The organism is Pseudonocardia nigra (assembly GCF_019396355.1).
Lineage (GTDB): Bacteria > Actinomycetota > Actinomycetes > Mycobacteriales > Pseudonocardiaceae > Pseudonocardia > Pseudonocardia nigra.
Window position 1 is genome coordinate 13866 of sequence record NZ_JAHKRK010000045.1, and the last position, 23872, is coordinate 37737.

At 73.0% G+C, this 23872-nt stretch carries 23 protein-coding genes, 1 tRNA gene and 2 pseudogenes; 16 read left to right on the forward strand and 10 right to left on the reverse strand.

What is annotated here, in order from left to right; genetic code table 11:
* Window positions 1-486 (reverse strand): tripartite tricarboxylate transporter TctB family protein, encoded by a 486-nt coding sequence (locus tag KME75_RS14125; protein ID WP_219415095.1) that lies wholly within the window; start codon window positions 484-486, stop codon window positions 1-3.
* Window positions 487-615: 129 nt separating this feature from the next.
* Here KME75_RS14125 and KME75_RS14130 point away from each other — a divergent pair, with 129 nt between their 5' ends.
* Together KME75_RS14130 and KME75_RS14135 are read left to right on the forward strand one after the other, a co-directional pair.
* Window positions 616-1506 (forward strand): LysR substrate-binding domain-containing protein, encoded by an 891-nt coding sequence (locus tag KME75_RS14130; RefSeq protein WP_219415096.1) that lies wholly within the window; start codon window positions 616-618, stop codon window positions 1504-1506.
* Window positions 1507-1782: 276 nt separating this feature from the next.
* Window positions 1783-3162: an alkaline phosphatase PhoX gene (locus KME75_RS14135; RefSeq protein ID WP_219415097.1), complete on the forward strand. Its 1380-nt coding sequence runs from the start codon at window positions 1783-1785 to the stop codon at window positions 3160-3162.
* Window positions 3163-3230: 68 nt separating this feature from the next.
* Here the strand turns inward: KME75_RS14135 and KME75_RS14140 are convergent, their stop codons facing one another.
* On the reverse strand, window positions 3231-3989 hold the full coding sequence (locus KME75_RS14140) for an SDR family NAD(P)-dependent oxidoreductase (protein WP_219415098.1): 759 nt from the start codon (window positions 3987-3989) through the stop codon (window positions 3231-3233).
* 83 nt (window positions 3990-4072) lie between these two features.
* Window positions 4073-5020, reverse strand: coding sequence for an ArsR/SmtB family transcription factor (locus tag KME75_RS45855; RefSeq protein WP_219415099.1), 948 nt, complete (start codon window positions 5018-5020; stop codon window positions 4073-4075).
* Window positions 5021-5480: 460 nt separating this feature from the next.
* Between KME75_RS45855 and KME75_RS14150 the strand changes: the two genes are divergently transcribed.
* Genes KME75_RS14150 through KME75_RS14170 form a run of 5 tightly spaced genes read left to right on the forward strand, consistent with a single transcriptional unit; the run spans window position 5481 to window position 10560 of the window.
* Entirely contained in the window at window positions 5481-6440 is a 960-nt protein-coding gene (locus tag KME75_RS14150; protein ID WP_246632071.1) for a MurR/RpiR family transcriptional regulator, read from the forward strand.
* Window positions 6440-7240 carry a sugar isomerase domain-containing protein gene (locus KME75_RS14155; RefSeq protein WP_219415100.1) on the forward strand — a complete coding sequence of 267 codons (801 nt, stop codon included), beginning with the start codon at window positions 6440-6442 and terminating at the stop codon, window positions 7238-7240. The genes KME75_RS14150 and KME75_RS14155 overlap by 1 nt, the downstream gene beginning before the upstream one ends.
* A gap of 41 nt (window positions 7241-7281) precedes the next feature.
* On the forward strand, window positions 7282-8709 hold the full coding sequence (ngcE, locus tag KME75_RS14160) for an N-acetylglucosamine/diacetylchitobiose ABC transporter substrate-binding protein (protein ID WP_219415101.1): 1428 nt from the start codon (window positions 7282-7284) through the stop codon (window positions 8707-8709).
* A gap of 10 nt (window positions 8710-8719) precedes the next feature.
* On the forward strand, window positions 8720-9631 hold the full coding sequence (locus KME75_RS14165; RefSeq protein ID WP_219415102.1) for a carbohydrate ABC transporter permease: 912 nt from the start codon (window positions 8720-8722) through the stop codon (window positions 9629-9631).
* 11 nt (window positions 9632-9642) lie between these two features.
* Complete coding sequence (locus KME75_RS14170) at window positions 9643-10560, forward strand: carbohydrate ABC transporter permease (RefSeq protein ID WP_219415103.1); 918 nt, start codon at window positions 9643-9645, stop codon at window positions 10558-10560.
* A 190-nt stretch (window positions 10561-10750) separates the two neighbouring features.
* On the opposite strand, the pseudogene KME75_RS14175 reads toward KME75_RS14170, so the two are convergent.
* Window positions 10751-11110: pseudogene (locus KME75_RS14175) on the reverse strand (MSMEG_6728 family protein); the annotation flags it as partial.
* Window positions 11111-11114: 4 nt separating this feature from the next.
* Complete coding sequence (locus KME75_RS14180) at window positions 11115-11714, reverse strand: hypothetical protein (RefSeq protein ID WP_219415104.1); 600 nt, start codon at window positions 11712-11714, stop codon at window positions 11115-11117.
* Window positions 11715-11966: 252 nt separating this feature from the next.
* Between KME75_RS14180 and KME75_RS14185 the strand changes: the two genes are divergently transcribed.
* Together KME75_RS14185 and KME75_RS14190 are read left to right on the forward strand one after the other, a co-directional pair.
* Entirely contained in the window at window positions 11967-12377 is a 411-nt protein-coding gene (locus KME75_RS14185; protein ID WP_308282765.1) for a VOC family protein, read from the forward strand.
* 369 nt (window positions 12378-12746) lie between these two features.
* Window positions 12747-13757, forward strand: a complete 1011-nt coding sequence (locus KME75_RS14190; RefSeq protein ID WP_308282766.1) for an LCP family protein — start codon at window positions 12747-12749, stop codon at window positions 13755-13757.
* Window positions 13758-13810: 53 nt separating this feature from the next.
* On the opposite strand, the gene ku is transcribed toward KME75_RS14190, so the two are convergent.
* Window positions 13811-14743, reverse strand: coding sequence for a non-homologous end joining protein Ku (gene ku / locus KME75_RS14195; RefSeq protein ID WP_219415106.1), 933 nt, complete (start codon window positions 14741-14743; stop codon window positions 13811-13813).
* 76 nt (window positions 14744-14819) lie between these two features.
* Here ku and ligD point away from each other — a divergent pair, with 76 nt between their 5' ends.
* A complete protein-coding gene (gene ligD, locus KME75_RS14200; protein ID WP_219415121.1) occupies window positions 14820-15731 on the forward strand; it encodes a non-homologous end-joining DNA ligase in 912 nt (303 codons plus the stop codon).
* A gap of 130 nt (window positions 15732-15861) precedes the next feature.
* On the forward strand, window positions 15862-16461 hold the full coding sequence (locus KME75_RS14205; RefSeq protein ID WP_246632079.1) for a putative glycolipid-binding domain-containing protein: 600 nt from the start codon (window positions 15862-15864) through the stop codon (window positions 16459-16461).
* 90 nt (window positions 16462-16551) lie between these two features.
* Here the strand turns inward: KME75_RS14205 and KME75_RS14210 are convergent, their stop codons facing one another.
* The 3 genes from KME75_RS14210 to KME75_RS14220 are packed head-to-tail and all read right to left on the reverse strand — an operon-like array spanning window position 16552 to window position 20099.
* On the reverse strand, window positions 16552-17496 hold the full coding sequence (locus KME75_RS14210) for a prephenate dehydrogenase (protein ID WP_219415108.1): 945 nt from the start codon (window positions 17494-17496) through the stop codon (window positions 16552-16554).
* 54 nt (window positions 17497-17550) lie between these two features.
* A complete protein-coding gene (locus tag KME75_RS14215) occupies window positions 17551-18879 on the reverse strand; it encodes an amidase (protein WP_219415109.1) in 1329 nt (442 codons plus the stop codon).
* The gene (locus KME75_RS14220; protein WP_219415110.1) at window positions 18876-20099 is read right to left on the reverse strand and encodes a M20 metallopeptidase family protein; all 1224 of its coding nucleotides are present in this window, start codon (window positions 20097-20099) and stop codon (window positions 18876-18878) included. The genes KME75_RS14215 and KME75_RS14220 overlap by 4 nt, the downstream gene beginning before the upstream one ends.
* A gap of 91 nt (window positions 20100-20190) precedes the next feature.
* Between KME75_RS14220 and KME75_RS14225 the strand changes: the two genes are divergently transcribed.
* The 3 genes and pseudogenes from KME75_RS14225 to KME75_RS14235 all read left to right on the forward strand — a co-directional run.
* The gene (locus tag KME75_RS14225; protein ID WP_219415111.1) at window positions 20191-20709 is read left to right on the forward strand and encodes a tRNA adenosine deaminase-associated protein; all 519 of its coding nucleotides are present in this window, start codon (window positions 20191-20193) and stop codon (window positions 20707-20709) included.
* Window positions 20706-21173, forward strand: coding sequence for a nucleoside deaminase (locus KME75_RS14230; RefSeq protein ID WP_308282767.1), 468 nt, complete (start codon window positions 20706-20708; stop codon window positions 21171-21173). Before KME75_RS14225 ends, KME75_RS14230 begins: the two co-directional genes overlap by 4 nt.
* Window positions 21174-21356: 183 nt before the next feature.
* Window positions 21357-21740 (forward strand): annotated as a pseudogene (locus tag KME75_RS14235) (AAA family ATPase); the annotation flags it as partial.
* A gap of 9 nt (window positions 21741-21749) precedes the next feature.
* Here KME75_RS14235 and KME75_RS14240 read toward each other — a convergent pair.
* Window positions 21750-21992: a PIN domain-containing protein gene (locus KME75_RS14240; protein ID WP_219415113.1), complete on the reverse strand. Its 243-nt coding sequence runs from the start codon at window positions 21990-21992 to the stop codon at window positions 21750-21752.
* Window positions 21993-22296: 304 nt separating this feature from the next.
* Between KME75_RS14240 and KME75_RS14245 the strand changes: the two genes are divergently transcribed.
* Together KME75_RS14245 and KME75_RS14250 are read left to right on the forward strand one after the other, a co-directional pair.
* Window positions 22297-22384, forward strand: a tRNA-Ser gene (locus KME75_RS14245).
* A 195-nt stretch (window positions 22385-22579) separates the two neighbouring features.
* Window positions 22580-23866 (forward strand): cytochrome P450, encoded by a 1287-nt coding sequence (locus tag KME75_RS14250; protein WP_219415114.1) that lies wholly within the window; start codon window positions 22580-22582, stop codon window positions 23864-23866.
* The last annotated feature ends 6 nt before the right edge of the window (window positions 23867-23872 follow it).

The window sequence follows — 23872 nt, forward strand, 5'->3', positions numbered from 1 at the left end:
TCAGGCCCCCACCAGTCCGGCGATGACGTCGTCCGGGAACGGGACGCCGAGTGCCTGGTCGAACAGCAGGTACATCCCGATCGACCCGGCCAACGCCAGCCCGAGCGACCACCGCCACGACTCGCGCCCGAAGATCCGCAGCCACAGCAGCAGCATCAGGAACGCCGGGAGCAGGAAGCCGACGACCTCGAAGACGGCAATGAACACGCCGAGCCCGGCGATCCCGGCGACGATCCGGGCGGTGCCGCCCGTCCAGCGCTCGTAGTCCTCGGGGTCGTCGAGCAGCAGCAGCGCCAGCGCCGACCCGGTCAGCACCACGGAGACGATGAACGGCCAGAGCCCCGGCCCGGGCGCGGTCAGCTCGCCGAGCGAGAGCCCGATCGCGCCGACCACCGCGGCCACGCCGACGGCCAGCACGACCAGCGGGCCGAGCCGGAACAGCTGGCCACGCGGTCCGCGCCGCGACCCTGCGGTCGAACGGTCCATCGGCACCTCATCCTCGAGGGGGAACGAACAGTGTGGGCGGTGACACTAGGCACTGCGAACTGAACGGGTCCAATACAAGATGGTGCCAGAACCCAGACCAGATCCGAATCAATAGCGCCGGAGGGTCCCGTGGAGCTGCGCCACCTGCGCGCCTTCGCCGCCGTGGCCGAGGAGCTGCACTTCGGACGGGCCGCCGCGCGCCTGCACATGGCCCAGCCCCCGTTGAGCCAGCAGATCAAGACCCTGGAGCGCGACCTGGGCGTGCTGCTGCTCGAGCGCACCACGCGCCAGGTCCGGCTGACCAACGCGGGCGCGGTGTTCCTCGAGCACGCCCGCCGGGTGCTCGCCGAGGCCGACCGGGCGCGCGAGTCGGTGCTGCTCACCGAGCAGGGCGAGCGTGGCGAAATCCGGGTGGGCCTCACCGGTGTGACGACGTGGCGGCTGCTGCCGAGGCTGACCCGCGCCTACCGGGAGCGCTACCCGCTGGTGCGGCTCGAGCTGAACCCCACCGTGTTCACCGGCGCTCAGCTGAACGCGCTGCTCGACGGGGGCATCGACGTCGGCATCCTGCGCGCGCCCGTGCCGCCGCTGCTGGCCAGCCGGACGTTGCTCGACGAGGAACTGGTCGCCGTACTACCCGACGACCACCCGCTCGCCACCCGGCCGTCCGTCCCGCTGGGCGAGCTGGCGGGGGAGAACTTCGTGAGCTACCCGCCCCGGCAGGGCTCGTCGCTGCGGGACAGGGCGTTCAGCGCGTGCTCGGCGGTCGGCTTCTGGCCCCGGGTGGTGCAGGAGGCCGCGGACACCTACACCGTCGTCGCGCTCGTCGGCGCCGCGGTCGGCGTGGCACTGCTCCCGGCGTCGGCGGAGCGGCTGCAGTTCGAGGGCGTCGTCTTCCGGCCCGTCACGGGCGCGGACGTCCGGGTGCCGGTCGCGCTCGCCTGGCGGGAGGGGGACCCGTCCCCGGTGCTCGCAGGCTTCCTCGCGATCGCGGAGGAGGTCCTGCCGTCGCCCAGGTGATCAGGAACTGCCACCGGGTCGGGAGCCGGGCGCTGCGCGGCCTCCTGTCGACGCGGCGATCACGGGGAGAAGGCGCCGGACTCCGGCGGATGAACGACCGATTGCCCGTGATCGCCGGGCCGCGGGGCCATCGCACGCGCTCGAACGGGGCGCCACAAGGGCACAGGCGGATCAGACAAATCGCCCTTCGATCACGAAGCGTACACGCGGGTTCACTCACATGTGTATTCCCTGTGCTGAACCTGTGGCCACCTACTGTTCACCGGGAGGCCACCGATGACCGCTCGCCTGAACCGCCGATCCCTGTTGTCCCGAGCCGCCGCACTCGGTGCGAGCACCGCCGTGCTCGGCACCGTCGACTCCCTGTTCGCCGGCCACGCGGCCGCCGCCGAGATCGCCCGCGACGGCGGCTACGGGCCGCTCCTGCCCGACCCCGACGGGCTGCTCGACCTGCGGCGCGGCTTCCGCTACACGGTGATCAGCCGGGAGGGTGAGCCGCTGCTGTCCGGCGAGGGACCGGTTCCCGGCAGGCACGACGGGATGGCCGCGTTCCCCGGCGGGCCGAACACGTTCCTGGTGCGCAACCACGAGAACCGGATGGACACGCCGCACCCGGTGCCCGCCATTCCCGAGCTGACCTACGACCCGGCGGCCAAGGGCGGCTGCACGGCGATGCGGCTCACCCGCAGCCACCAGCTGGTGGCCGAGGAGGTGGCGATCGCGGGCACCGCCGTCAACTGCGCCGGTGGCCCCACCCCGTGGAACACGTGGCTGACCTGCGAGGAGGCCGAGGAGAAGGCGGGCGAGGGCGGCTACACCCGTGACCACGGCTTCGTCTTCGAGGTCGACCCCTACGACATGGCTCGCAACCGCGACCCGCACCCGCTCACCGCGATGGGACGCTTCCAGCACGAGGCGGTCGCCATCGACCCCCGCACCGGGATCGTCTACGAGACCGAGGACGCCTTCGAGCGGCCGTTCGGCCTGTACTACCGGTTCCTGCCGAACAAGCCGAAGGGCGGGCACGGCAGCCTGCGCGCCGGCGGCGCCCTCGAGGCGATGCGGGTTCCCGGCGTCCCGGACCTGTCGGTGGTGCAGGAGCCGGGCGCGTGCTTCGAGGGCATCGAGTGGGTGCCGGTACCCGACCCGCTGGCCGCGGAGACCCCGATCCGCCTGCAGGACTTCGGCAAGGGCGGGATCACGCACGCGCAGAAGCTCGAGGGCCACTACTGGGGCAACGGCTCGGTGTACTTCGTCTCCAGCTTCGCGCAGGTGGAGGAGGGCTCCGCGGCCGAGCACAACGGGCAGGTCTGGCGGTACGACCCGGAGCGGAATGCGCTGACCCTCGAAGTCATCTTCGGTCCGAAGATCGACCCGGACCTGCCGGGCGAATCGCCGGACAACATCGCGCTGTACCCGCACGGCGGACTGCTGGTGTGCGAGGACGGTGAGGGCGCCCAGCACGTGTTCGGCGTCGACCGGCGCGGCGAGGTCTACGCGTTGGCGCGCAACCGGCAGAACATCGGGACGGAGGCCGAGCCAGCGTACGGCGAGTTCGCCGGGGTCACGTTCAGCGGCGACGGACGCACGTTGTTCGTGAACGTCTACAACCCCGGCACGACGTTCGCGATCACCGGGCCCTGGCGCAAGCACTAACGCCGGGCGGACGAGCGGGCGGTTCCACGTGGAACCGCCCGCTCGTCGGGGTCACTGCTGCAGGCGGATCACTGCTTGGGGCGCAGGCGCAGGCCCTGCATGCCGCCGTCCACCGCAAGAGCCGTGCCGGTGGTGGAGGCCGCCGCCGGGCTCGCGAGATAGGCGATCGCCGCGGCGACCTCCTGCGCGGACACCAGCCGCCCCATCGGCTGGCGGGCCTCGAGGGCGGTGCGCTCGGCCGCCGGGTCGGCCGCGGCGTCGAGCAGCCTGCCGACCCACGGGGTGTCGGCGGTGCCGGGGTTCACGCAGTTGACGCGAATGCCCTCGGCGACGTGGTCGGCGGCCATGGCCAGCGTCAGCGACTGCACGGCACCCTTGCTCGCGCTGTAGAGCGCGCGCTGCGGCAGGCCGGCAGTGGCTGCGATCGAGCACGTGTTGACGATCGCGGCGGCCTGCGACCGGCGCAGGTGCGGCAGCGCGGCGCGGCTGAGCCGGACGATGCCGAGCACGTTGACGTCGAACACCCGGTGCCATTCGTCGTCGGCGTTGGACTCGACGGTGCCCTGTGCGCCGATCCCCGCGTTGTTCACGAGGATGTCCAGCCCGCCGAGCCGCTCCACCGCCTCGGCGACCGCCGCGTCCACCGACTGCTGGTCGGCGACGTCCGCGGTGATGCCGATCAGCGGCTCCGCGATGCCGGACGGGTTCAGGTCGAGACAGGCCACCGTGGCCCCGCGCTCGGCGAGCAGCTGCGCGGCGGCCAGCCCGATCCCGGATCCGCCGCCGGTGACGATCGCCTTCAGCCCGGACAGCTCACCGGCGCTCACGACGCCCTCCCCGGGAACCCGTGCTCAGCGCCACTTGTCAGATCAATCTTCAGCACGACAGGGACCGTACAGCGCGGCCCCTGCTACCTCTGGCCGCCGTACAGCTGCAGCAACCCGTCGCCGCGGCTGGTGCGCCGGACGAGGACCCGTCGCCCCTCCCGCCTACGCGTCACAAGCCCGGCCGCCACCAGTGCGTCGACCTGGTGGGTGGCGGCACTCGGGGCGATCCGCATGGCCCGGGCGAGGCCGGACATGGCCCACTCGCCGTCCAGGTGCCGCAGCAGCCGGGAGCGTGCGGGTGTCAGCAGCGCGTCGAGGCCGTCGGGGTCGGCTGCGGGTGGTGCGGCCCCGGCCACCGGGTACGCCAGCCACACCAGGTCGGGGTGGTCCAGGTTGCTGATCGAGACATCCAGCCTGCTCATCACGGGCGCCAGCACGACGACCCGGTCGGTGGCGTCCAGCTCGGTGCCCTCCGGGTCCGGGAAGACCAGGGTCCCGTCCTCGGTGTGGCCCCGCGGATGGGCCTGCGCGAGCACCACGTCCAGGGCCCGGCGGGTCGCGGCGGCTCCGACCCGCTCGGCCTTCTGGCTGCGGAAGGGCTCCTCCCGCCGCCAGACCGGCTCCACCGCGGCCCACAGTCCGTCGAGCGCGTCGGCGAGATCGCGACTCCAGCGGGTCGGGTCGTCGACGATCCGCTGCCATTGCGGCGGAGGCGCTCCGTTGTAGGTGCGGTCCAGGTCGTCGTGGAGCTCGGCGGCCGACAGCCCGCGGAGGCGGTCGAGCTCGTGCCGGACATCGGTGTCGGTGCCCATGTCGGCGGGGCTCAGGCAGTCCGGTCCGACGGAGCTGCCGGGGGCGACGATGCGCGAGACGGCGCGCAGGCTGCGGCCGCTGAACCGCTGGGCGACCCGCGCGGCGGCGCTGTCGATCCCGCGCAGCCGGTCCCGCGCCCCGGCGCAGGCGAGCGCACTCGAATAGGGATCGAACGTCACGCGCACGGCCGCGCGCGGGTCGATCCGCACCCTGCTCACCGGCACATCCATCGCGCCCCCCGCCGCCCGGGACGAGCATGCGGCGCTCACGGTCCGGGCCGGCCGATCCTACGGACTCCACGCGGTTCTGCACGCGCCCCTTACAGCGGCCGATCGCTTCGGTGATCGTTGAAATGGGCGGACACGCCGGTCCGGCCGGAAGCAGGATCGTTCCCGCGGGGGGCGCCGGGGCCGGCTCGTCGGTCGCCGGGGGGACGGCCGGCGAGCCATGCCCACGCCGTTCATGCACCCCGTTTCGGCGGAGGCGCCCCGTCGACGGGGGGCATGGGCCGCGACGGGGTGCATGGGCCGCGACGGGGGGCATGGGCCGCGAAGGGGAGCGTGGCGCGCGCGTGCCACCCGAGTGGGCCGTCCCAGGAACGTCTTACCGGGCTCTTGACAGTTCTCTCGCGTCGGTGGAAATTTTCACCACCTCGCATCGACGCGAAAGGTTCTGCTGATGGCGGTGGCGGCCGGCTCGGACACGCCCGTCGAGGCGGGCTCGGGGCAGCTCCTCGTGCGCCTGCGCAGCCTGCTGCCCGGCCTCACCGGCGCGGTGCGACAGGTCGCCGACGCGATCCTGGAGGACCCCGGGTGGGCCTCCCGCGCCACGATCACCGAGCTCGGTGAGCGCAGCGGCACCTCGCCCGCCACGGTCACCCGGTTCTGTCGCACGCTCGGCGTCGCCGGGTACACCGAGCTGCGGGTCGGCATCGCCACCGACATCGGCCGCGCCGACCAGGCCGGCTGGGAGCTCGGCATCGGCGCCGACGTGCTGCCGACCGACCCGCTCGACCGCGTGCTGCGCACGTTGCTGGCGGTGGACCTGCAGGCCATGCACGAGACCGCGGCCGCGCTGGACCTCACCGCCATGGACGCGGTGGTCGACGCCGTGGTGGCCGCGCGGCGCGTCGACTTCTACGCCACCGGCGGCAGCGCGGCCGTGCTCGAGGACCAGCAGCTGCGGCTGTACCGGATCGGGATCGCCACCTGGACCTGGTCGGACGTGCACAACGGGCTCACCAGCGCTGCGCTCCTCGGGCCCGGCGACGTGGCGGTAGCCCTGTCGCACAGCGGGCGCACCACCGAGACCGTCGAGACGCTCGCCAGGGCCCGGGCCCGCGGCGCGACGACGGTGGCCATCACGAACTTCCCCACCTCGCCGATCGCCGAGGTGGCCGACCACCTGCTGGGCACGGCGGTGCGCGAGACGTCGTTCCGCGCCGGGGCCATGTCGGCGCGGCACTCCCAGTTCCTGGTGCTCGACCTGCTGTACCTGGCCGTCGCCCAGCGCACCCACGAGCGGGCCACCGATGCGTTCGGCCGTACCGCCGACGCGGTGGCGGCCCACCGGATCCCGCACGAGCCGAGGTCGCGGGGCGCCGTGGCGCGCCCAGCCGACTCCCCGCGGGGTGCCTGATGGCCGAGACCAGCACCGGTACCGACATCGGTACCAGCACCGAAACCGACACCGAGGTGTCCGCCGCCGCCTTCACGGCCGCGGCGGAAGCGGCCGTCCGCCGGGTGGGGTCCGGGCAGGCGGCCGCCGTCGCCAGGGCGGTGAACCTGGTCGTCGAAGGGCTGCGCGCGGGAGGGGTCGTGCAGGCCTTCGGCACCGGGCACTCGCAGGCGCTGGCGATGGAGCTGGCCGGACGCGCCGGCGGCCTCGTCCCCACGAACATGATCGCCCTGCGCGACCTGGTCCTGCTGGGCGGGGACCCGCCGGACGTGCTGTTCACCGAGCACCTCGAGCGCGATCCCGCGGTGGCCCGCAGGCTCTACGACCTCGCGGGCGTGCAGCAGAGCGACGTGTTCGTGCTCGCCTCGAACTCCGGGGGCAACGGCTCGGTGGTCGAGATGGCGCGGATCGTGAAGGAGCGCGGGCACCGGCTCATCGCGATCACGTCGATGGCGCACACCTCGCGGGTGACCTCGCGCCACCCGTCCGGCCTGCGGCTGTTCGAGCTCGCCGACGTCGTGCTCGACAACGGCGCCCCCTACGGCGACGCCGTGCTCCGCGCGGGGGACGTCGCGGTGTGTGCCGTCTCGTCGATCACCGCGGCGCTGCTCGCGCAGATGATCGTGGCGGAGGTCGTGCGCACGATGCTCGCCGCGGGTGAGACCCCGCCGGTCTACGTCTCGTCGAACGTGCCGGAGGGCGACGCCCACAACATGGCCCTGGAATCCCGTTACGCCTGTCGCATCCGCCGACCCGCCTGAAGGTCGCGGCCGGAAAGGCCGCTGATGTCAAGGAGGACATCATGAACCCGCCCCGTCGCAGTTCCGACCTCGATCGCCGGCAGTTCCTCCAGCGGCTGGCCGCGGCCGGGCTGCTCGCCGTGCCCGGCGCAGGCGTGCTCTCGGCGTGTGCCACGGCCGGGGGAGGCGCCACCGGCGCCGTCGAGGGGGAGCGGAGTGCGCAGAACCCGCTCGGGGTCGCCGTGGACGCCCCCCTGGACGTGGTGATCTTCAAGGGTGGGTACGGGGACGAGTACGCGCTGTTCCACCAGTCGCTCTACGAGCGCCAGTACCCGGGCGCGCAGATCTCGCACACGGCGACCACACAGATCGCGCAGGAGATGCAGCCGCGGTTCGTCGCGGGCAACCCGCCGGACGTGCTGGACGACTCGGGCGCGCAGAAGATCGAGTACGCCACGCTCGTCAACGAGGACCAGCTGGCCGACCTCGCCCCGCTGCTCGACGCCCCGTCGGTCGACGACCCGAACGTCCCCGTGCGCGACACGCTGCTGCCCGGCGTGATCGAGTCGGGCACCTTCGGCGACCGGTGCCTCATGCTGAACTACGTCTACGAGACGTTCGCGGTCTGGTACTCGAAGCCGTTGTTCGAGCAGAACGGCTGGCAGGTGCCGACCACGTGGGACGAGATGATGGCGGTCTGCGAGCAGATCAAGGCCGCGGGCATCTCCCCGTTCGCCTACGGCGGTACCAATGCGGGCGACTACCTGATCGATCTCAACCTCGGCGCGGCGATCAAGCAGGGCGGCCTCGACGTCGTCCGCAACATCGACAACCTGGAGCCCGGCGCCTGGAAGCAGGACACCGTGGTCGCGGCCACGCAGGGCATCGAGGAGATGGTCCGCAAGGGCTACTTCATGCCGGGCTCCGAGGCGCTCAAGCACACCGAGGCGCAGACGGCCTGGGTGCAGGGGCAGGCGGCGTTCTACGTCTCGGGCTCGTGGCTGGAGAACGAGATGAAGGGCATCGCCCCGGAGGGTTTCACGATGACCGCGGCGCCGGTGCCGCTGCTCGACAGCGGCGGGGCGATGCCCGCCACCGCCCTGCGGACCCAGCCCGCCGAGGCGTTCGTGGTGCCGGCCAGGGCCAAGAACGTCAACGGCGGCCTCGAGTACGTGCGGCTGATGCTCTCGAAGGAGGGCGCTGCCGAGTTCGCCGAGCTGACCGCGTCGGTGCCCGCCACGCGCGGCGCCACCGCGAGCGCGCAGAAGACGCCCGCTCTGGAGTCGGTGTCCGCGGCGCTGGACGCGGCGGGTGACGACGTCTTCAGCTGGAAGTTCCGGATCTGGTATGCGCCGTTCAGCCAGGTCCTGAAGACCGAGACGACCAACCTGCTGGCGGGCCGGATCAACGCCGACACCTACCTGTCCACCCTGCAGGCGGAGTCGGACCGGATCGCCGCCGACGACAGCATCCCCAAGTACCAGCGCTGAGGACCGGGCCATGCGCTACGGCAAGTACCGCTTCATCGCGAGCTTCCTCGTCGTGCCGCTCGCGCTCTACGTCGTGTTCGTCGTGTCGCCGTACCTGCAGGCCTTCTACATCTCGATGACCGACTGGAGCGGCTTCTCCGGCAGCCAGAACTTCATCGGGTTGGGCAACTACGTCGAGCTCGCGACCGACGCGCGGTTCTGGCGGGCGATGAGCCACAACGCGCTGATGCTCGTGGTGGTGCCGCTGGTGACGATCGCGCTCGCGCTGTTCCTCGCCACCATGACCACGCTCGCGGGCCGTCACGGCGTGATCGGACACGGCGGCGTGCGCGGGTCGCGGTTCTACCAGGTGGTGTACTTCTTCCCGCACGTCGTGCCCGTGGTCATCGCGGGTGTGCTGTTCGCGTTCTTCTACAACCCCCAGGCCGGCCTGCTCAACAGCGTGCTGCGGCTGGTCGGGTTCGAGTGGCTCACCCGGCCGTGGCTCGGCGACACCACGTTCGCCCTGCCCGCCGTGATGGCGGTGCTGATCTGGGGGGCGGTGGGCTTCTACTACGTGCTGTTCAGCGCGGCGATGAAGTCGGTGCCCTCCGACGTGTTCGAGGCGGCGACGCTCGACGGCGCCGGACGCATGCGCACGTTCTGGAGCATCACGCTGCCGATGATCTGGGACAGCGTCCAGGTCTCCTACATCTACCTGGGGATCATGGTGCTGGACGCTTTCGCGCTGCTGCAGGTGATGCTTCCCGAGGGCGGGCCGGACGGGTCCACGGAGGTCGTCGCCCAGTACCTGTACCGGGCGGCGTTCACCGAGGGCCGGTTCGGCTACGCCTCGGCGATCGGCGTGGCGCTGTGCTTCGTGACCCTGCTGCTGGCCGTCGCCGTCCTGCGGCTGAGCCGCCGCGAGCAGGTCGAGTACTAGGAGGCCTTGCGATGACGCTCGACACGCCGGCGCCCGCGGCCCCGGCAAGCCCGCCCGCGTCGCCGCCCCGGTCCCACGGTCGTCCGTCCGGGGGCGGTTCGGCGGGGGAGCGGACGCTCAACGTGTTCTCCCACGGCATCCTCGTGGTGTGGGCGGTCCTCGTGGCCGTGCCGCTGGTCTGGGCGGTGCTCACGGCGTTCAAGTCCGACCGCGAGATCTTCACGAGCCCGTGGAGCCTGCCGACCGAATGGCACTTCGACAACTTCGTGCGGGCCTGGACGACCGCCAACATCGGGCAGTACTTCCTCAACAGCGCCATCGTCGTCTGTTCGTCGGTGGTGCTGGTGATGCTGCTCGGGGCGATGGCGGCCTACGTGCTCGCCCGGTACGAGTTCCCCGGCCGCAACGTCATCTACTACGCGTTCGTCACCGGGATGACGTTCCCGATCTTCCTGGCGCTCGTGCCGCTGTTCTTCGTGGTGCAGAACGTGGGGATGCTCGGCACCTACCACGGGCTGATCCTCGTCTACACCGCGCACGCGCTGCCGTTCACGGTGTTCTTCCTGACCGGGTTCTTCCGGACGCTGCCGGCCGCGCTGGCCGAGGCCGCGCTGCTGGACGGCTGCTCGCACGCGGGCGCGTTCTTCCGCGTGATGCTGCCGCTCGCCCGGCCCGGGCTGATCAGCGTGGGGATCTTCAACTTCCTCGGGCTGTGGAACCAGTACCTGCTGCCGCTGGTGCTGATGCCCGACAGCGAGCGCTACGTGCTCTCGCAGGGCCTCGCGGTGCTGGCGGCCAACCAGGGCTACCGGTCGGACTGGAGCGCGCTGTTCGCGGGCCTGGTGATCGCGCTGCTGCCGGTGCTCGCGGTGTACATCGCGTTCCAGCGGCGGATCCAGGAGGGGCTGAGCGTGGGGGCGCTGAAGTAGGGGCACCCACTGACAGGAAAGCCACGTTGCTGTCGTTCAGCGTCCGGAACGTGGCTTTCCTGACGTTCGCCGGCCACCCCGCGGTCGCATCGGCGGGTCCGTCACACCGGCCAGAAGTACTCCATGCCGGGTCGGCGTCGGGGAACAGTGGGCCGTAGAACTCCGGGTCCTTGCGCACGAGGGCCGAGCGGTGGCTGCGGTGCACGCGGTCGTTGCCGATCCACTCGGGGAGCAGGCCCCGGTCGGCGAGCTGGGCCTGCGGCCGCGGCGACGTCAACCCGGCTGCGGCGAGGTCGGTGCCGATCGTGGCCGCGCACGTGTCGGCCCGGCCCCGCCCGACCCACTCCGCACAGATGTCGAGCCCGTAGGCCGCGACCGCCTCGGGGTGCCCCGCCCACATCCGCACGGCGGGGTGGCGCTTCCACCCGTACGTCAGCCGGGTCAGCGCGCGCAGCACCTGCAGCGCCTCCACGCGCTGCTTCCCGAGGCGCCGGTCGTCGAGCACGGCGGCGCTGGCCGCGAAGTCGGGGTAGGGGAGGAAGGTCTGCACCGGCTCACCCCGCCTGCACGAGCGTGACCACGCGCGTCAGCGACGGGGTTCGCGGCGTCGACCCGAACCCGAACCGCACGGGCGGGGACACCGGCGCGAGCGGGCCCTGGTCGGCGCCGTCCCACCGCACGGCGGCCTCCGTGAGCCGGTGCAGGTCCAGCGCCCCGTAGTACTCCCGCCGCCCGCCGGCCGCACTGCCGCGGGTGCGCACTCCCGGCAGCACCGCGCGCGCGACGACGTCGACGGCGCCGATCCACCGCGGGTGGGTGGCGAGCGCGCGCGGCACCGCCCGCAGCAGGAGCCCCAGCGCGGTGCGCCCGCCCACCGTGAACGCGACGACCAGCGGGCCCGCCGTCACCCGCCAGTGGGCGCCGGCCACTTCTGCGTCGACGGGCGCCGTGCGGACGTCGTCGAACGTGTAGGTCGCCGCGACGAACTCCGCGACGGCGTCCGACGGTGCGAGCAGCACGCGGTGTCCGTCCGGCCGCTCCACCATCACGTCCGTGAACGCGCCCAGCGGCGATCGCGGCCAGTGCCCCACGACGACCCGGAGCCCCGCCCTCGTGCCCAGGCCGGCGATCCAGCCGTCGAAGCGATCGGTCATCAACCCTCCTCGCGTCGGAGCCGGACTACCCCGCAGCGGCGAAGGGATGTCCCTCCGGCCCGACGGCCTCGAGCACCCGGTCGTGCCCGCCGCGCCCGTCCTGGGGTGCGGATGATCGGGCGCGGCGGGAGGATGTGCTCATGCCACAGCCACAGGGGGCCGAGCTCGAGGCCGTGCGGGCCCGTCGCGCCGAGCTGAAGGAAGAAGTACCTGCGTGCGCCGGGGGAGCGCCGGGCGACCACGGTGCGGGGCGTGCACCACCTCGCGCTGATCTGCCGCGACGTCGAGGAGACCATCCGCTTCTATCAGGACGTCCTCGGGTTCCCGCTGGTGGAGCTGGTGGAGAACCGCGACTACGCCGGGTCGAGCCACTTCTTCTTCGACATCGGCAACCGCAACCTGCTGGGCTTCTTCGACTTCCCCGGCCACGACCACCCGGACTTCTCGGAGACGGTCGGCGCGGTGCAGCACCTCGCGCTGTCCACCTCGGCCGAGGAGTTCGCCGCGGCGCGGGCGCGGCTCGACGATGCCGGCATCGACTACCTCGGCCCGGACCGCGGCATCGACAACAGCCTCTACATCCGCGACCCGAACGGGGTGGGCATCGAGTTCTACTGCGAGGAGCTCGGCCGCTTCGAGGGCGAGCCGCTGCTCTCCTCGTGACCGCCGCCGGGCGCCGGGTGGCGACGGCCACGGAACCCGCCCAGCGTCTCGCGCGTCCTCTCGGTGTGGGACGACCGCGCGTGCGTATCGTCGCCGCGGCCCGGGCGGAACCGCGGATCGCCTGCGGCGACGGGAATGGTGGACAGGATGAACGGTGACTACCCGGGGCGGGGCGGTCCGCCGCCGCCCGGACGGCCACCCGGCCCCCCGCCGCGCCGCGGTGGTGGGCCCCAGTGGGTGCAGCCCCAGCGGCCGCGTTCCCAGCCGCCGAGTCAGCAGCAGCCGGGCCGGCAGCCGCCCGGCGCATTTCCTCCGCGCTCGCCGCAGGGCCAGCCGCCGCGCAGGCCGCGCCCGCTGCAGCCCACGGCTGTGCTGCCGGCCGGACAGGTACGACCGCAGGCCCCACCGGCCGCCCCACCGCGCCGCCCGGCCCGGCCCCGCCCGCTCCGGCGACCCAGGTGGGGGCGGCGGATCGGTGGCGCGCTCGCCGTCCTGCTGCTGCTCGTCGTCGGGTTCGGCGTCTACATCGACACCACGCTCACCAGGGTGTCCGCGCTCCCGGCCGACAGCGCCGCGGTGTCGGAGGGCACGAACTGGCTCATCGTGGGCTCCGACAGCCGGGCCAACCTCACCCCGGAGCAGCGCGCCGAGTACGCCACCGGCGATCCCGAGTCCGAGCTCACCGACACGATCATGCTGCTGCACACCGGCAGCGGCCCGACCACGCTGGTGAGCATCCCGCGGGACTCGATGGTCAGCATCCCCGGGCACGGCCGGCACAAGATCAACTCAGCGTACGCGCGCGGTGGCGGGGCCGACGGCGGCGGGCCGGAGCTGCTGGTGCGGACGGTCGAGGGCGCCACCGGGCTGCACATCGACCACTACGTCGAGATCGGGTTCCTCGGGATCGTCTCCGTGGTCGACGCCGTGGGCGGCGTCGACATGTGCATCCCCGAGGCGATCGAGGACCCGAAGGCCGCGCTGGACATCGAGGCGGGCTGCCAGACCCTCGACGAGGCCACCGCGCTGGGCTACGTCCGCACCCGCGCCACCGCGACGTCGGACTTCGGCCGGGTGGAGCGCCAGCGCGCGTTCATCTCCGCATTGCTGGACAAGGTCACCAGCCCGGGCACGGTGCTCAACCCGTTCCGGATCGTGCCGCTGGCCACCGACCTGTCCGAGTCGATCGCCGTGGACGAGGGCACCCACGTGTGGCACCTGGCGAGCCTCGGCCTAGCGATGCGCGGGCTCGCCGAGGGCGTCTCCACCACCGTTCCCGTCCGCGACGGCGTGGTGAACTGGGACCGGGAGCGGGCCAGTGCGCTGTTCGAGGCACTGGCGAACGACGAGCGGCCGCCGGAGAACGCCCTGGGGCCCTGACGGGCTCGTCAGTGGAGGACGTCGCCGGAGCGACGTTCTCCACTCACAGGTGCTCAGGCCGGCTTCCGGGTGCGCTTGCGCGGCGCGGGCGCGGCCTCCTCGTCGTCCGCGGCCTTCTTCTTCGCCGACGACTTGCGCGCGGGCGCCTTCTTCGGGGCCGGCTCCTTCGCGGGTGGGCTCGCCGCCTGCTTCCCGCCCGCCGCGCCCGCCCGGGCCGCCTCCACGCTGGCCTGCAGGGCGCTGAGCAGGTCGGTCATGCTGTCCGGCCCCTCGTCGGCCGTGGCGGCCGCCGGTGCCGGCCGCGTGTCACCGGTGGTGCGCTTGCGATCGATGAGCTCCACCACGGCGTCGCGGTACTCGTCCTGGAACTGCGTGGGGTCGAAGTCGGCGCCGAGGCTCTCCACCAGCGACGCCGCCATCGTCAGCTCCTGGGGCCGCAGCTCGACGTCGGCATCCAGGATGTCGAACTCGGGCTCGCGCACCTCGTCGGGCCAGAGCATGGTCTGCAGCACGATGGCCTTGTCCCGCACGCGCAGCAGCGCCAGCGTCTCGCGCTGCCGCAGCGCGACACGCACCACTGCCATCCGGTCGGTCTGCACGAGCGCCTCACGCAGCAGTGCGTACGGCTTGGCCGCCTTCACCTCGGGTTCGAGGTAGTAGCTCTTGTCGAACAGGAGGGGATCGATCTGGTCGGCGGGCACGAACTCGATGACGTCGATCTCGTGACCCGACACGGACGGCAGCGAGTCGAGGTCCTCCTCGCTGAGGGTGATGAGCTCGCCGTCCTCGGTCTCGTATCCCTTGACGATGTCGGCGTAGGCCACCTCCTCCCCGTCGATCGAGCAGGTGCGCTTGTACTTGATCCGTCCACCGTCGGCCGCGTGCACCTGGTGGAACCGGATGTCGTGGTTCGTGGTGGCCGAATAGAGCTTGATCGGCACGCTGACCAGACCGAACGACACGGCGCCGCTCCACATCGCGCGCATGCGAGCCCCTGTTCCTCCGCGGGTTACCACTCTGGGTGATTGGTGTTCCTGGTGTCAGCATGGCGGCGTGCAGCCCATGCTCGCCACCCCTGGAGCCCTTCCGGATGGACCGGAATGGCTGTTCGAGGTGAAATGGGACGGAATGCGGCTGCTCGCCGAGGCCGTGGCCGGTGGGGTCCGGCTGACCAGCCGCAGCGGACGCGACGTCACGTCCCATTTCCCCGAGCTCGCCGAGCTCACCCGCCTCGCCCCCGACGTCCTACTCGACGGCGAGGTGGTGCTGCTGGAGGGCGGCATCCCGAGCTTCGCGGCGCTCGCCGACCGCATGCACGGCCCGGTCCCCCCGCGGATCGCGCACGCGCGGCCGGTCACGTTCATGGTGTTCGACGTCCTGCGGCTCTACGGCGTGCCGCTGCTGGAACGCCCGCTCGAGGAGCGCCGCGGCACCCTGGAACGGCTCGACCTCACCGCTGTGCCCGCCCTGTCGCTGTCGCCGACCTACACCGATGGCCAGGCCCTTCTCGACGCCACCGTGCAGCGGGGCATGGAGGGTGTGGTCGCCAAACGCCGCGACTCGCCCTACCGGCCCGGATGCCGCAGCCCCGCCTGGGTGAAGGTCACCCATCGCCGCACCCAGATCTGCCTCGTCGGCGGGTGGCGGGCGGAACGCAGCAGTGCAGGACGGATCGGGGCGCTCCTGCTGGGAGTGCCGGACGGCGGCGGCCTGCGCTACGCGGGGAAGGTGGGGTCCGGGCTCGCGGGTGAGATCGCCCAGCGGGTGCTGCGGGACCGGCTCGTCACTGCGGAGGCCTCGCCGTTCACCGAACGGGTGCCGCGGTCGGACGGCGTGGGAGCACACTGGTGCGAGCCCTCGACCGTCGTCGAGGTGGCCCACATGGGCTGGACCGACGGCGGACGGTTGCGGCAGCCGGTGTTCCGGGGGGTCCGCGACGACCTGGATCCCGACCAGGTCGGGTCCGAGTCGTGATCTCCGGGCCCTTGGCGGGCCGCCCGGTCCGGGGCAGGATGTTGCAGGCGCAATGCTGGACGAGGGGGGCCCCGGTGGATCGCAACGAGACCGACCTCCCGGGTCGTCTACGGTGGTACCGGTGACGACGATGCTCACGTGGCAGGCCGACGACGGCCGAGGGCTCGAGGGCACGCGGCTCCTCCTCGGAACCGGCGGGTTCCGCGCACTGGGCCGGATGGTGCGGGTCGGCGCCGGCGGAGAGTTCACCGCCTCCTACCGCCTCATCGTGGGTGAGGACGGCAGGCTCGCGCGGCTCTCGGTCACCAGCGCCACCGCGGAGAAGGAGCGTCATCTCACGCTCAACCGCACCGACGACGGCGTGTGGCTGGTCGACACGGGCGCGGCCTCCGGCGGCACCCGCGGCGACTTCGCCGGGGCGCTCGACGTCGACCTCGCCTACAGCCCGATGTTCAACTCGCTCCCGATCCGCCGCCTCGGCCTGCACCGGAAGCCGGGCGAGCACGTGGTGCCGATGGTGTTCGTGTCGCTGCCGGACCTCGAGATGCAGGTGGTCGAGCAGGTCTACCGCACCGTGTCGGTGCTCGACGACGAGTCGGGGCACGCGCTGGTCGAGTTCCGGTGGGGCGACTTCTCCGCCGAGCTCGTGGTCGACGCCGACGGTGTGGTGTCGAGCTACCCGGGCCTCGCGCGCCGGCTGTCGCCGGGCGTCACGCCCGCAGCGGGCTGACGCCCGCCGCGCGCCACGTTCGCCGTATCGCTGGATGCCAGCATGGTGGCCTTACTGCCGTCCAGTGGCAGTATTGTCACCTTGCTGGCATCACCCCCAGCCCACCACCGCGTCGCCGCGGCGGCCGATGTCGCGCAGTTCGGCGAGGGCCCCGGGGCCCTCGATCCGCACCCGCACGCCCTGCGGATCGCGGGCGGCCGCCCACCGCTGACGCCCGGCGTGCCCGGCGCGGACGGTCGCGGCGAGCCCTCCGGTGGAGGCGAGCGCACCCCGCATCGCCCCGAGCCTGCCCAGCGCGTCGTCCACGGCCGCGAGCAGGGCGTCCCGGTTGCCTTCGCACATCGCGAGCACGAGCTCCGGTCTCGTCCCCGCGACCCGGGTGCCGTCGGCGAAGGACGACGCGGCGAGCGCGAGCGGCAGGTCGTCCTCGCCCGCCGCCCCCACCGCGGCCAGCACGGCCGCGAACAGGTGCGGAAGGTGCGACACCTTCGCCACGGCGAGGTCGTGCTCGTCGGCGGCCGCCGGCACGACCCGGGATCCGCACGCCCAGGCCAGCTCCGCGACGTCGGCCCACACGTCGAGGTCGAGGCCGTCGTCGGCGGCCACCACCCACGCCGCGTCGACGAACAGCGTCCCGTTGCCCGCCGCCCAGCCGGACTCGGCGGTGCCCGCCATCGGGTGCCCGCCGACGAACCGGGCCCGCGGTGCGTAGCGGGCGACGGCGTCGGCCACCGCCACCTTGACGCTCACGGCGTCGGTGAGCCGGCAGGTCGGGGCGACCGCGTCGACCCGGCGCAGCACCTCCGGCAGCACCGGCAGCGGCACGGCGAGCACGACCAGCGCATCGGTGTCGGCGGCCCGGCGCAGGGCCGCGTCGGTGTCGGTGCCCACGTCGAACCCGTCGGCGCGGGCCTGCTCGGCCGTCCCGTCGGACGCCGTGGCGCCCCACACCGTGCGCCCGGCCTTGTCCGCGGCGCGCAGGAGCGAACCGCCGATCAACCCTGCGCCTATCACGCAGACCGCCCGTTCCGTCACGGAGGGACGGTACCGCCCGTGAGTGGATACGAGTGCTCCAGCACTCGTATCCACTCACGGCCTGGTCAGCGCCCCCGCCACCCGCAGCATCCCGCGCTCCTCGAGCCCGACGCCCACCACCTGCACGCCGGCGGGCAGCTCGCCGTCGGGCACCTCTCCGGGGACCGACACGGCGGGCCAGCCGGTGAGGTTGAACGGCAGCGTGAGCGCGAGCAGTGCGGGCCGCACGGGCACGGCCGCGCCATCGACCTCGACCGTGGCCGCGCCGATCGGGGTGGCCCGCAGGCGGGTCGTGGGCAGGACGAGGACGTCGACGTCGCCCACTGCCGCCCGCATCGCGGCGACGAGCCTGCCCCGGGCGCGCAGCGCGTCGACGTACTCGCGCGCGGGCTGCGTGACAAACGGCTGCAGGCGATCCCGCGTCGCGTCCTGGTAGTCGTGGGGGCGCTCACTGAGCCAGGCCGCGTGCGTGGCGTACGCCTCCGCCCCGACGATCGCGGGGTAGGTGGCGGCGAGCTCGTCGATCATCGGGGTGCGCACCTCGACGACGGACGCGCCCGCGGCGCGCAGCCGCTCGACGGCGGCGTCCACCGCCGCGGCGAGCACGGGGTCGGCCGGGCGCCAGTAGTCGTCCACCGGGACCCCGACCCGGACGCCCGCGACGCCGGGTGCCTGGATGCCCCCGCCGGTGCCGTCCGGGCGGCTGAGCACGTCCCACGCCACCGAGGCGCCGTGCACGTCCGCGGTGAGCACGCCGACGTGGTCGCAGGTCTCCGACAGCGGGAAGACGCCGTCGGTGGACAGCCTGCCGAACGCCGGCTTCAGCCCGACCACCCCGCACAGCGCGGCGGGCGTGCGGACGCTCGCGCCGGTGTCGGTGCCCAGCGTGAGCGGGAGGTGCCCGGCGGCGACCGCGGCGGCGGATCCCGACGAGGAGCCACCGGTGATGCGCGTCGGGTCGTGCGGGTTGCGCGCGGGCCCGGTGGCGGCCACGTCGCCGGTGGGGCCGTAGGCGAACTCGTGGGTGTGCAGCTTGGCGACGACGATCGCGCCCGCCTCCCGCAGCCGCGCGACGACCCGGGCGTCCTCCGCGGCCGGCGCGGCGTCGGCCAGGATCGCCGAGCCGGCCCGGGTGGGCAGCCCGGCCACGTCGAACAGGTCCTTCACGCCGACCGCCACCCCGTGCAGCGGGCCGCGCCACTCGCCGCGCGCGAGCTCCTCGCCCAGCGCGGCGGCCTCGGCGAGGGCCCGCTCGGCGTCGAGGGTGATCACGGCGTTGCAGGTGTCACCGGCGAGCCGGTCCAGCACCTCGGTGACGTGTTCGGTGGGGGAGAGCTCGCGGGAACGCAGCGCCATCCCGAGCTCGCGCAGGGGCGGGATCACACGTACCTCCCGGGGTGCAGGGCGTCGAGGGCCAGTCCCGAGTAGACGGCGACGCCCGCGGCCATCGCGTCCTCGTCGAACACCACGCGGTTGGAGTGGTTGGGCGGCGCCGTGGCCAGGTCGACGTCCAGCGGGCACCCGCCGAGGAACGCCAGCGCCCCGGGCACCTCGGCCAGCACGTAGGAGAAGTCCTCGGCCCCCATGATCGGGGTCTCCATCGTCGCCACCCGGTCGCCGCCGAGCGTCGAGGCCGCGACCGCCTCGACCCGCCCGGCGGCCCCGCGGTCGTTGACCGTGACGGGGTAGCCCCGCTCGATCTCGACCTCGGCGGTGCAGCCGTGCGCCATGGCCGTGTACCGGCAGACCCGCTGGATCTCCTCGTGCACTGCATCGCGCGACGTCTCCGACAGCGTGCGCAGGGTGCCCTCGAGGAAGGCCGTCTCCGGGATGACGTTGTCGGTGGTGCCCGCGACGATGTGCGCGATCGTCAGCACGACGGGCTGATGGGTGTCGATGCGGCGGGTGATCGCCGTCTGCAGCGCGCCCACCATGGCGGCGGCTGCGGGCACCGGGTCGAGCGCGTCGTGCGGGGCCGAGGCGTGGCCGCCGCGCCCGGTCACCGTCACGCGGATCGTGTCGGCGGCCGCCATCAACGGGCCGGGCCGCACGTGGACCTCCCCGGCGGGCAGCGTCCCGCTGATGTGCAGGGCGTAGGCGCGCTCCGGGCGCCCGGCGGGGCCGGTGCGGTCGAGCAGCCCCTCGTCGATCATGTAGCGGGCGCCGTGGAAGCCCTCCTCGCCCGGCTGGAACATGAACAGCACCCGCCCGGCCAGCTGCTCGCGCAGCCCCGACAGCACGCGCGCCGCCGAGGCGAGCATCGCCACATGGGTGTCGTGCCCGCACGCGTGCATGGTGCCGTCCACCTCGGACGCGAACTCCAGGCCGGTGTCCTCGGTGAGCGGGAGAGCGTCCATGTCGCCGCGCAGCAGCACCGTCGGGCCCGGCCGTTCGCCCTCCAGCACGGCGACCACGGAACTGACGGATCGGCCGAGGTGCACCTGCAGCGGCAGGTCGGCAAGCGCGGCCACCACGGCGTCGCGGGTACGGGGGAGATCCAGACCGAGCTCGGGATGACGGTGCAGCGCGCGGCGCAACGCCACGGTGCGGGGCTGGACGCTGCGCGCCATGGCGTGCAGGTCGGTGATCAGGGCGTCCGGCATGGCGCGATCCTGACACCTACGGAGGTGACTCGTGCCTCCACTTTCCGATTGTGGGTTGGAGCACAGTACTCCGTGGGATTACCGTAGTCTCATGGCCGTGCAGAGCGTCCAGGCGCCCGCGAACGTGCGGGAAGAGGCCCTGCCCGGGTTCGCCGTAGCGGCGATCCGGGAGGAAGGGCGGTGGCGCTGCACCCGCATGGCACCCGAAGCGCTCGTCGACCTCGACGCCGCCATCACCGAGTTGAGGCGGTTGCGGTGCGCGGGCGCGGTGCTCGGTCTGCTCGATGTCGACGACGAGTTCTTCGTGCTGCTGCGGCCCAACCCCGGTGGGATCGCGATGATGGTGTCCGACGCCGTGGCCGCGCTGGACTACGACGTGGCCGCCGACGTCCTCGACCTCCTGCGCGTCGAGCTCCCGCCCGACGACGACGCCCTCGACGAGCCGTGGCCGGAGGGCGACCTGTCGATCCTCGCCGACCTGGGCCTGCCCGCCGACGAGCTCGAGGTGCTCGCCGGAGAGGTCGAGCTCTACCCCGACGAGCAGCTGGCCGCGATCGGGCGCCGCTGCGGGTTCGCCGACGCCCTCGCCGAGGTCGTCGACGCCCGGTGACGTTCGTTCCCCACGCCTCGGACGAGGCGCTGGTCCGTCGCGCGCTCGAGGTGGCGGCGGTCGCCCCGCACACCGGTGACGTCCCGATCGGCGCCGTGGTCGTCGACGCCGACGGGCGGGAGCTGGCCGTGGCGTGCAACGCCAGGGAGGCCACGGCCGACCCCACCGCCCACGCCGAGGTGCTGGCGCTGCGGGCCGCCGCCGCGAAGCGGGGGGAGTGGCGGCTGGAGGGCTGCACCCTCGCCGTCACCGTGGAGCCGTGCACGATGTGCGCGGGTGCGATCGGGCTGGCGCGCGTCACGCGGGTCGTGTTCGGGGCCTGGGAGCCGCGCACCGGCGCAGTCGGATCCCTGTGGGACGTGCTGCGCGACCGGCGGCTCAACCACCGCCCCGAGGTCGTCGGGGGCGTGTTGGCCGACGAGTGCGCCGCGCTGATGGAGTCGTTCTTCACGACGCACCGCTGAGGGTCACTAGCCTCGGATCGGTGATCGTCTGGGTGAACGGGCCGTTCGGCAGCGGGAAGACCACGTTGGTCGACGCGCTGCGGAAGCGCTGGCCGGAGCCGCTGGTGTTCGACGCCGAGCTCGTCGGCTTCGTCCTGCGCGAGATCGTCGAGGTGCCCCCCGGCAAACTTCCAGGACCTCCGGCTCTGGCGGCGCCAGGTGGCGAGCATGGCAGTCGGGCTGCTGGAGGAGTACCGGCGCCCGGTGCTCGTGCCGATGACGCTGGTGCAGCCGGAGCACGGCACCGAGATCTTTGCCGCTCTCGACCGGGCAGGCGTGCCCGTCCACCACTTCTACCTGCAGGTGCCGCGCGCCGTGCTGGAACGCCGGATCGACGGGCGCAGCCTCACCCCGGACGACCCCGACCGCGACGCGGGGATCCGGGAGTGGTGCAAGGCGCAGATCGAGCCGTGCCTGAGCGGCGTGCCGCGGCTGCCGGAGGGCACGATCCTGCTCGACGGGGAGCGGCCGGTCCAGGAGCTCGCCGGCGAGGTGCTCGCGCGGGTCGGGGTGAGCGCCGCGCGGTGAGCCGGCCGGTCACACCGAGAGGGTGCGCAGGCCCACGCCTTCCGCCGCCGCGATCTGCTGGCGGTCGTAGGACAGCATGACGTCGGCGCTCATCCGGAGCGCGGCTGCGACGTGCAGCGCGTCGAGGCCGCGGAGCATCCGGCCGGAGAGCAGCCCGGCGTCGCGGTACATCGAGCGGTCGGGCTCGATCAGCATGAAGCGTTCCATCACCGCGGTCACCGCGGCCTGCGGGAGATCTTCGCGCACGGCCATGCGCCGCAGTCCGGCAGCTGGTCGAGGTACTCGCCGAGCCGGCTGGACTCAGCCTCGGTGACGAGGCGGTGACGAGGAGCTTCGCGGCGGCGACCGTTTCGACGTAGACGATCACCGCTCGCCGCGGATGTCGTCGAGGACGTCCTGGACGGGGTCCTCTCGGAGTACCGCGCTGCTGTTGTTCCGCAGCTCGCGATGCGCGATGGTTCTGGCCACGCCGACCACCTCCGCAGCAAACGTAGCGCGCCTCGGCGGCGCCGAACCGCCTGCAGATGCGCGACGGGCACCTTGTAAGCTCGTCGGCGGTAGCGTGTCCGAGCGGCCGAAGGAGCGCGCCTCGAAAGCGCGTGAGGTGCAAGCCTCCGTGGGTTCAAATCCCACCGCTACCGCCAGCGCGAACGCCGGGCTCCCGCACGGGGCCCGGCGTTCGTCGTTCCACGGCACACAGCGGGTCGGCACCGCACACGACGCCGGCGCCCTGTGCCGTCACCACGCGGTGTGTGCGGTCCGCAGCAGAGCGCGGTGCCGCAGGCAGTGGGCCGAACGGTGCTGCCGGCACCCTTCGGGGAGTGCATAGAGTGGCGCCCATGGGGGGGCCCAGAAAACTCGTGGTCAGCTGGTTCGCCCGGCTGTACCTCCGATGGAAGCAGAAGCGCAGCGGATCGTCGGACGCACTGCTGTCGCTGTTGCCCGAGAAGGCGCTCGTGCCGCTGCAGCGGGAGGGCCTCGACCCGGTGCCGGAGCTGGGCCGCCTGCGTGAGCGGGAACCGGTCAGCGAGCTCCCGCTGCCGTTCGGGGTCCGGGGCTGGCTGGTCACCGGGTACGACGAGACCAAGGCGGTGCTCGGCGCCACGCACGCGTTCAGCAGCGACTTCACCAACCTCGTCGGGGCGGCGGGCATCACCGCCGACCAGAACCCGGGGGGCCTCGGCTTCACCGACCCGCCCGCCCACACGCGGCTGCGCAAGCTGCTGACCCCGGAGTTCACCGGCCACCGGCTGCGCAGGCTCGGCCCGCGGATCGAGGCCATCGTGGCAGAGCAGCTCGACGAGATGGCCGCGCTCGCGCGGGCCGGCGAACCGGTCGACCTGGTGCAGACGTTCGCGCTGCCGATCCCGTCGCTCACGATCTGCGAGCTGCTCGGCGTCCCCTATGCCGACCGCGCCGACTTCCAGCGGCTGAGCACCACCCGTTTCGACTTCCTCGGCGGCGTCGGCGGCTCCCTCGGCGCGATCTCGGAGTCCATGACCTACCTGTCGGACCTGGTCAAGAAGCAGCGCGCCGAGCCGGGCGACGGCCTGCTCGGCATGCTGGTGAAGGAACACGGCGACGACGTCAGCGACCACGAGCTCACCGGCCTGGCCGACGGCCTGCTCACCGGTGGCCTCGAGACCACGGCGAGCATGCTCGCGCTGGGCGCGATCATCCTGCTCCAGCAGCCCGAGCACCGCGACGCGCTGCGCACCGACGACGCCGCCGTCGACCCGTTCGTCGAGGAGTTGCTGCGCTACCTCACCGTCGTGCAGGTCGCGTTCCCGCGGTTCGCCCGCGAGGAGGTCACCGTCGGCGGCATGCGGATCGCGCCGGGCGACCTCGTCCTGTGCTCGCTGAGCGGGGCGAACCGCAGCGGCGCGGCCGACGCCGAGCTGGACCGGTTCGACCCCACCCGGCCGGCGCGCCCGCACCTGGCCTTCGGGCACGGCATCCACCGGTGCGTGGGCGCCGAGCTCGCCCGCATGGAGCTGCGGGCCGCGTACCCGGCGCTGGTCCGCCGGTTCCCGGACATCCGGCTCGCGACGGCGGTCGACGAGCTGGCGTACCGCAAGCTGTCGTTCGTCTTCGGGATCGACGCGCTGCCGGTGGAGGTCGGCTGACGGGGC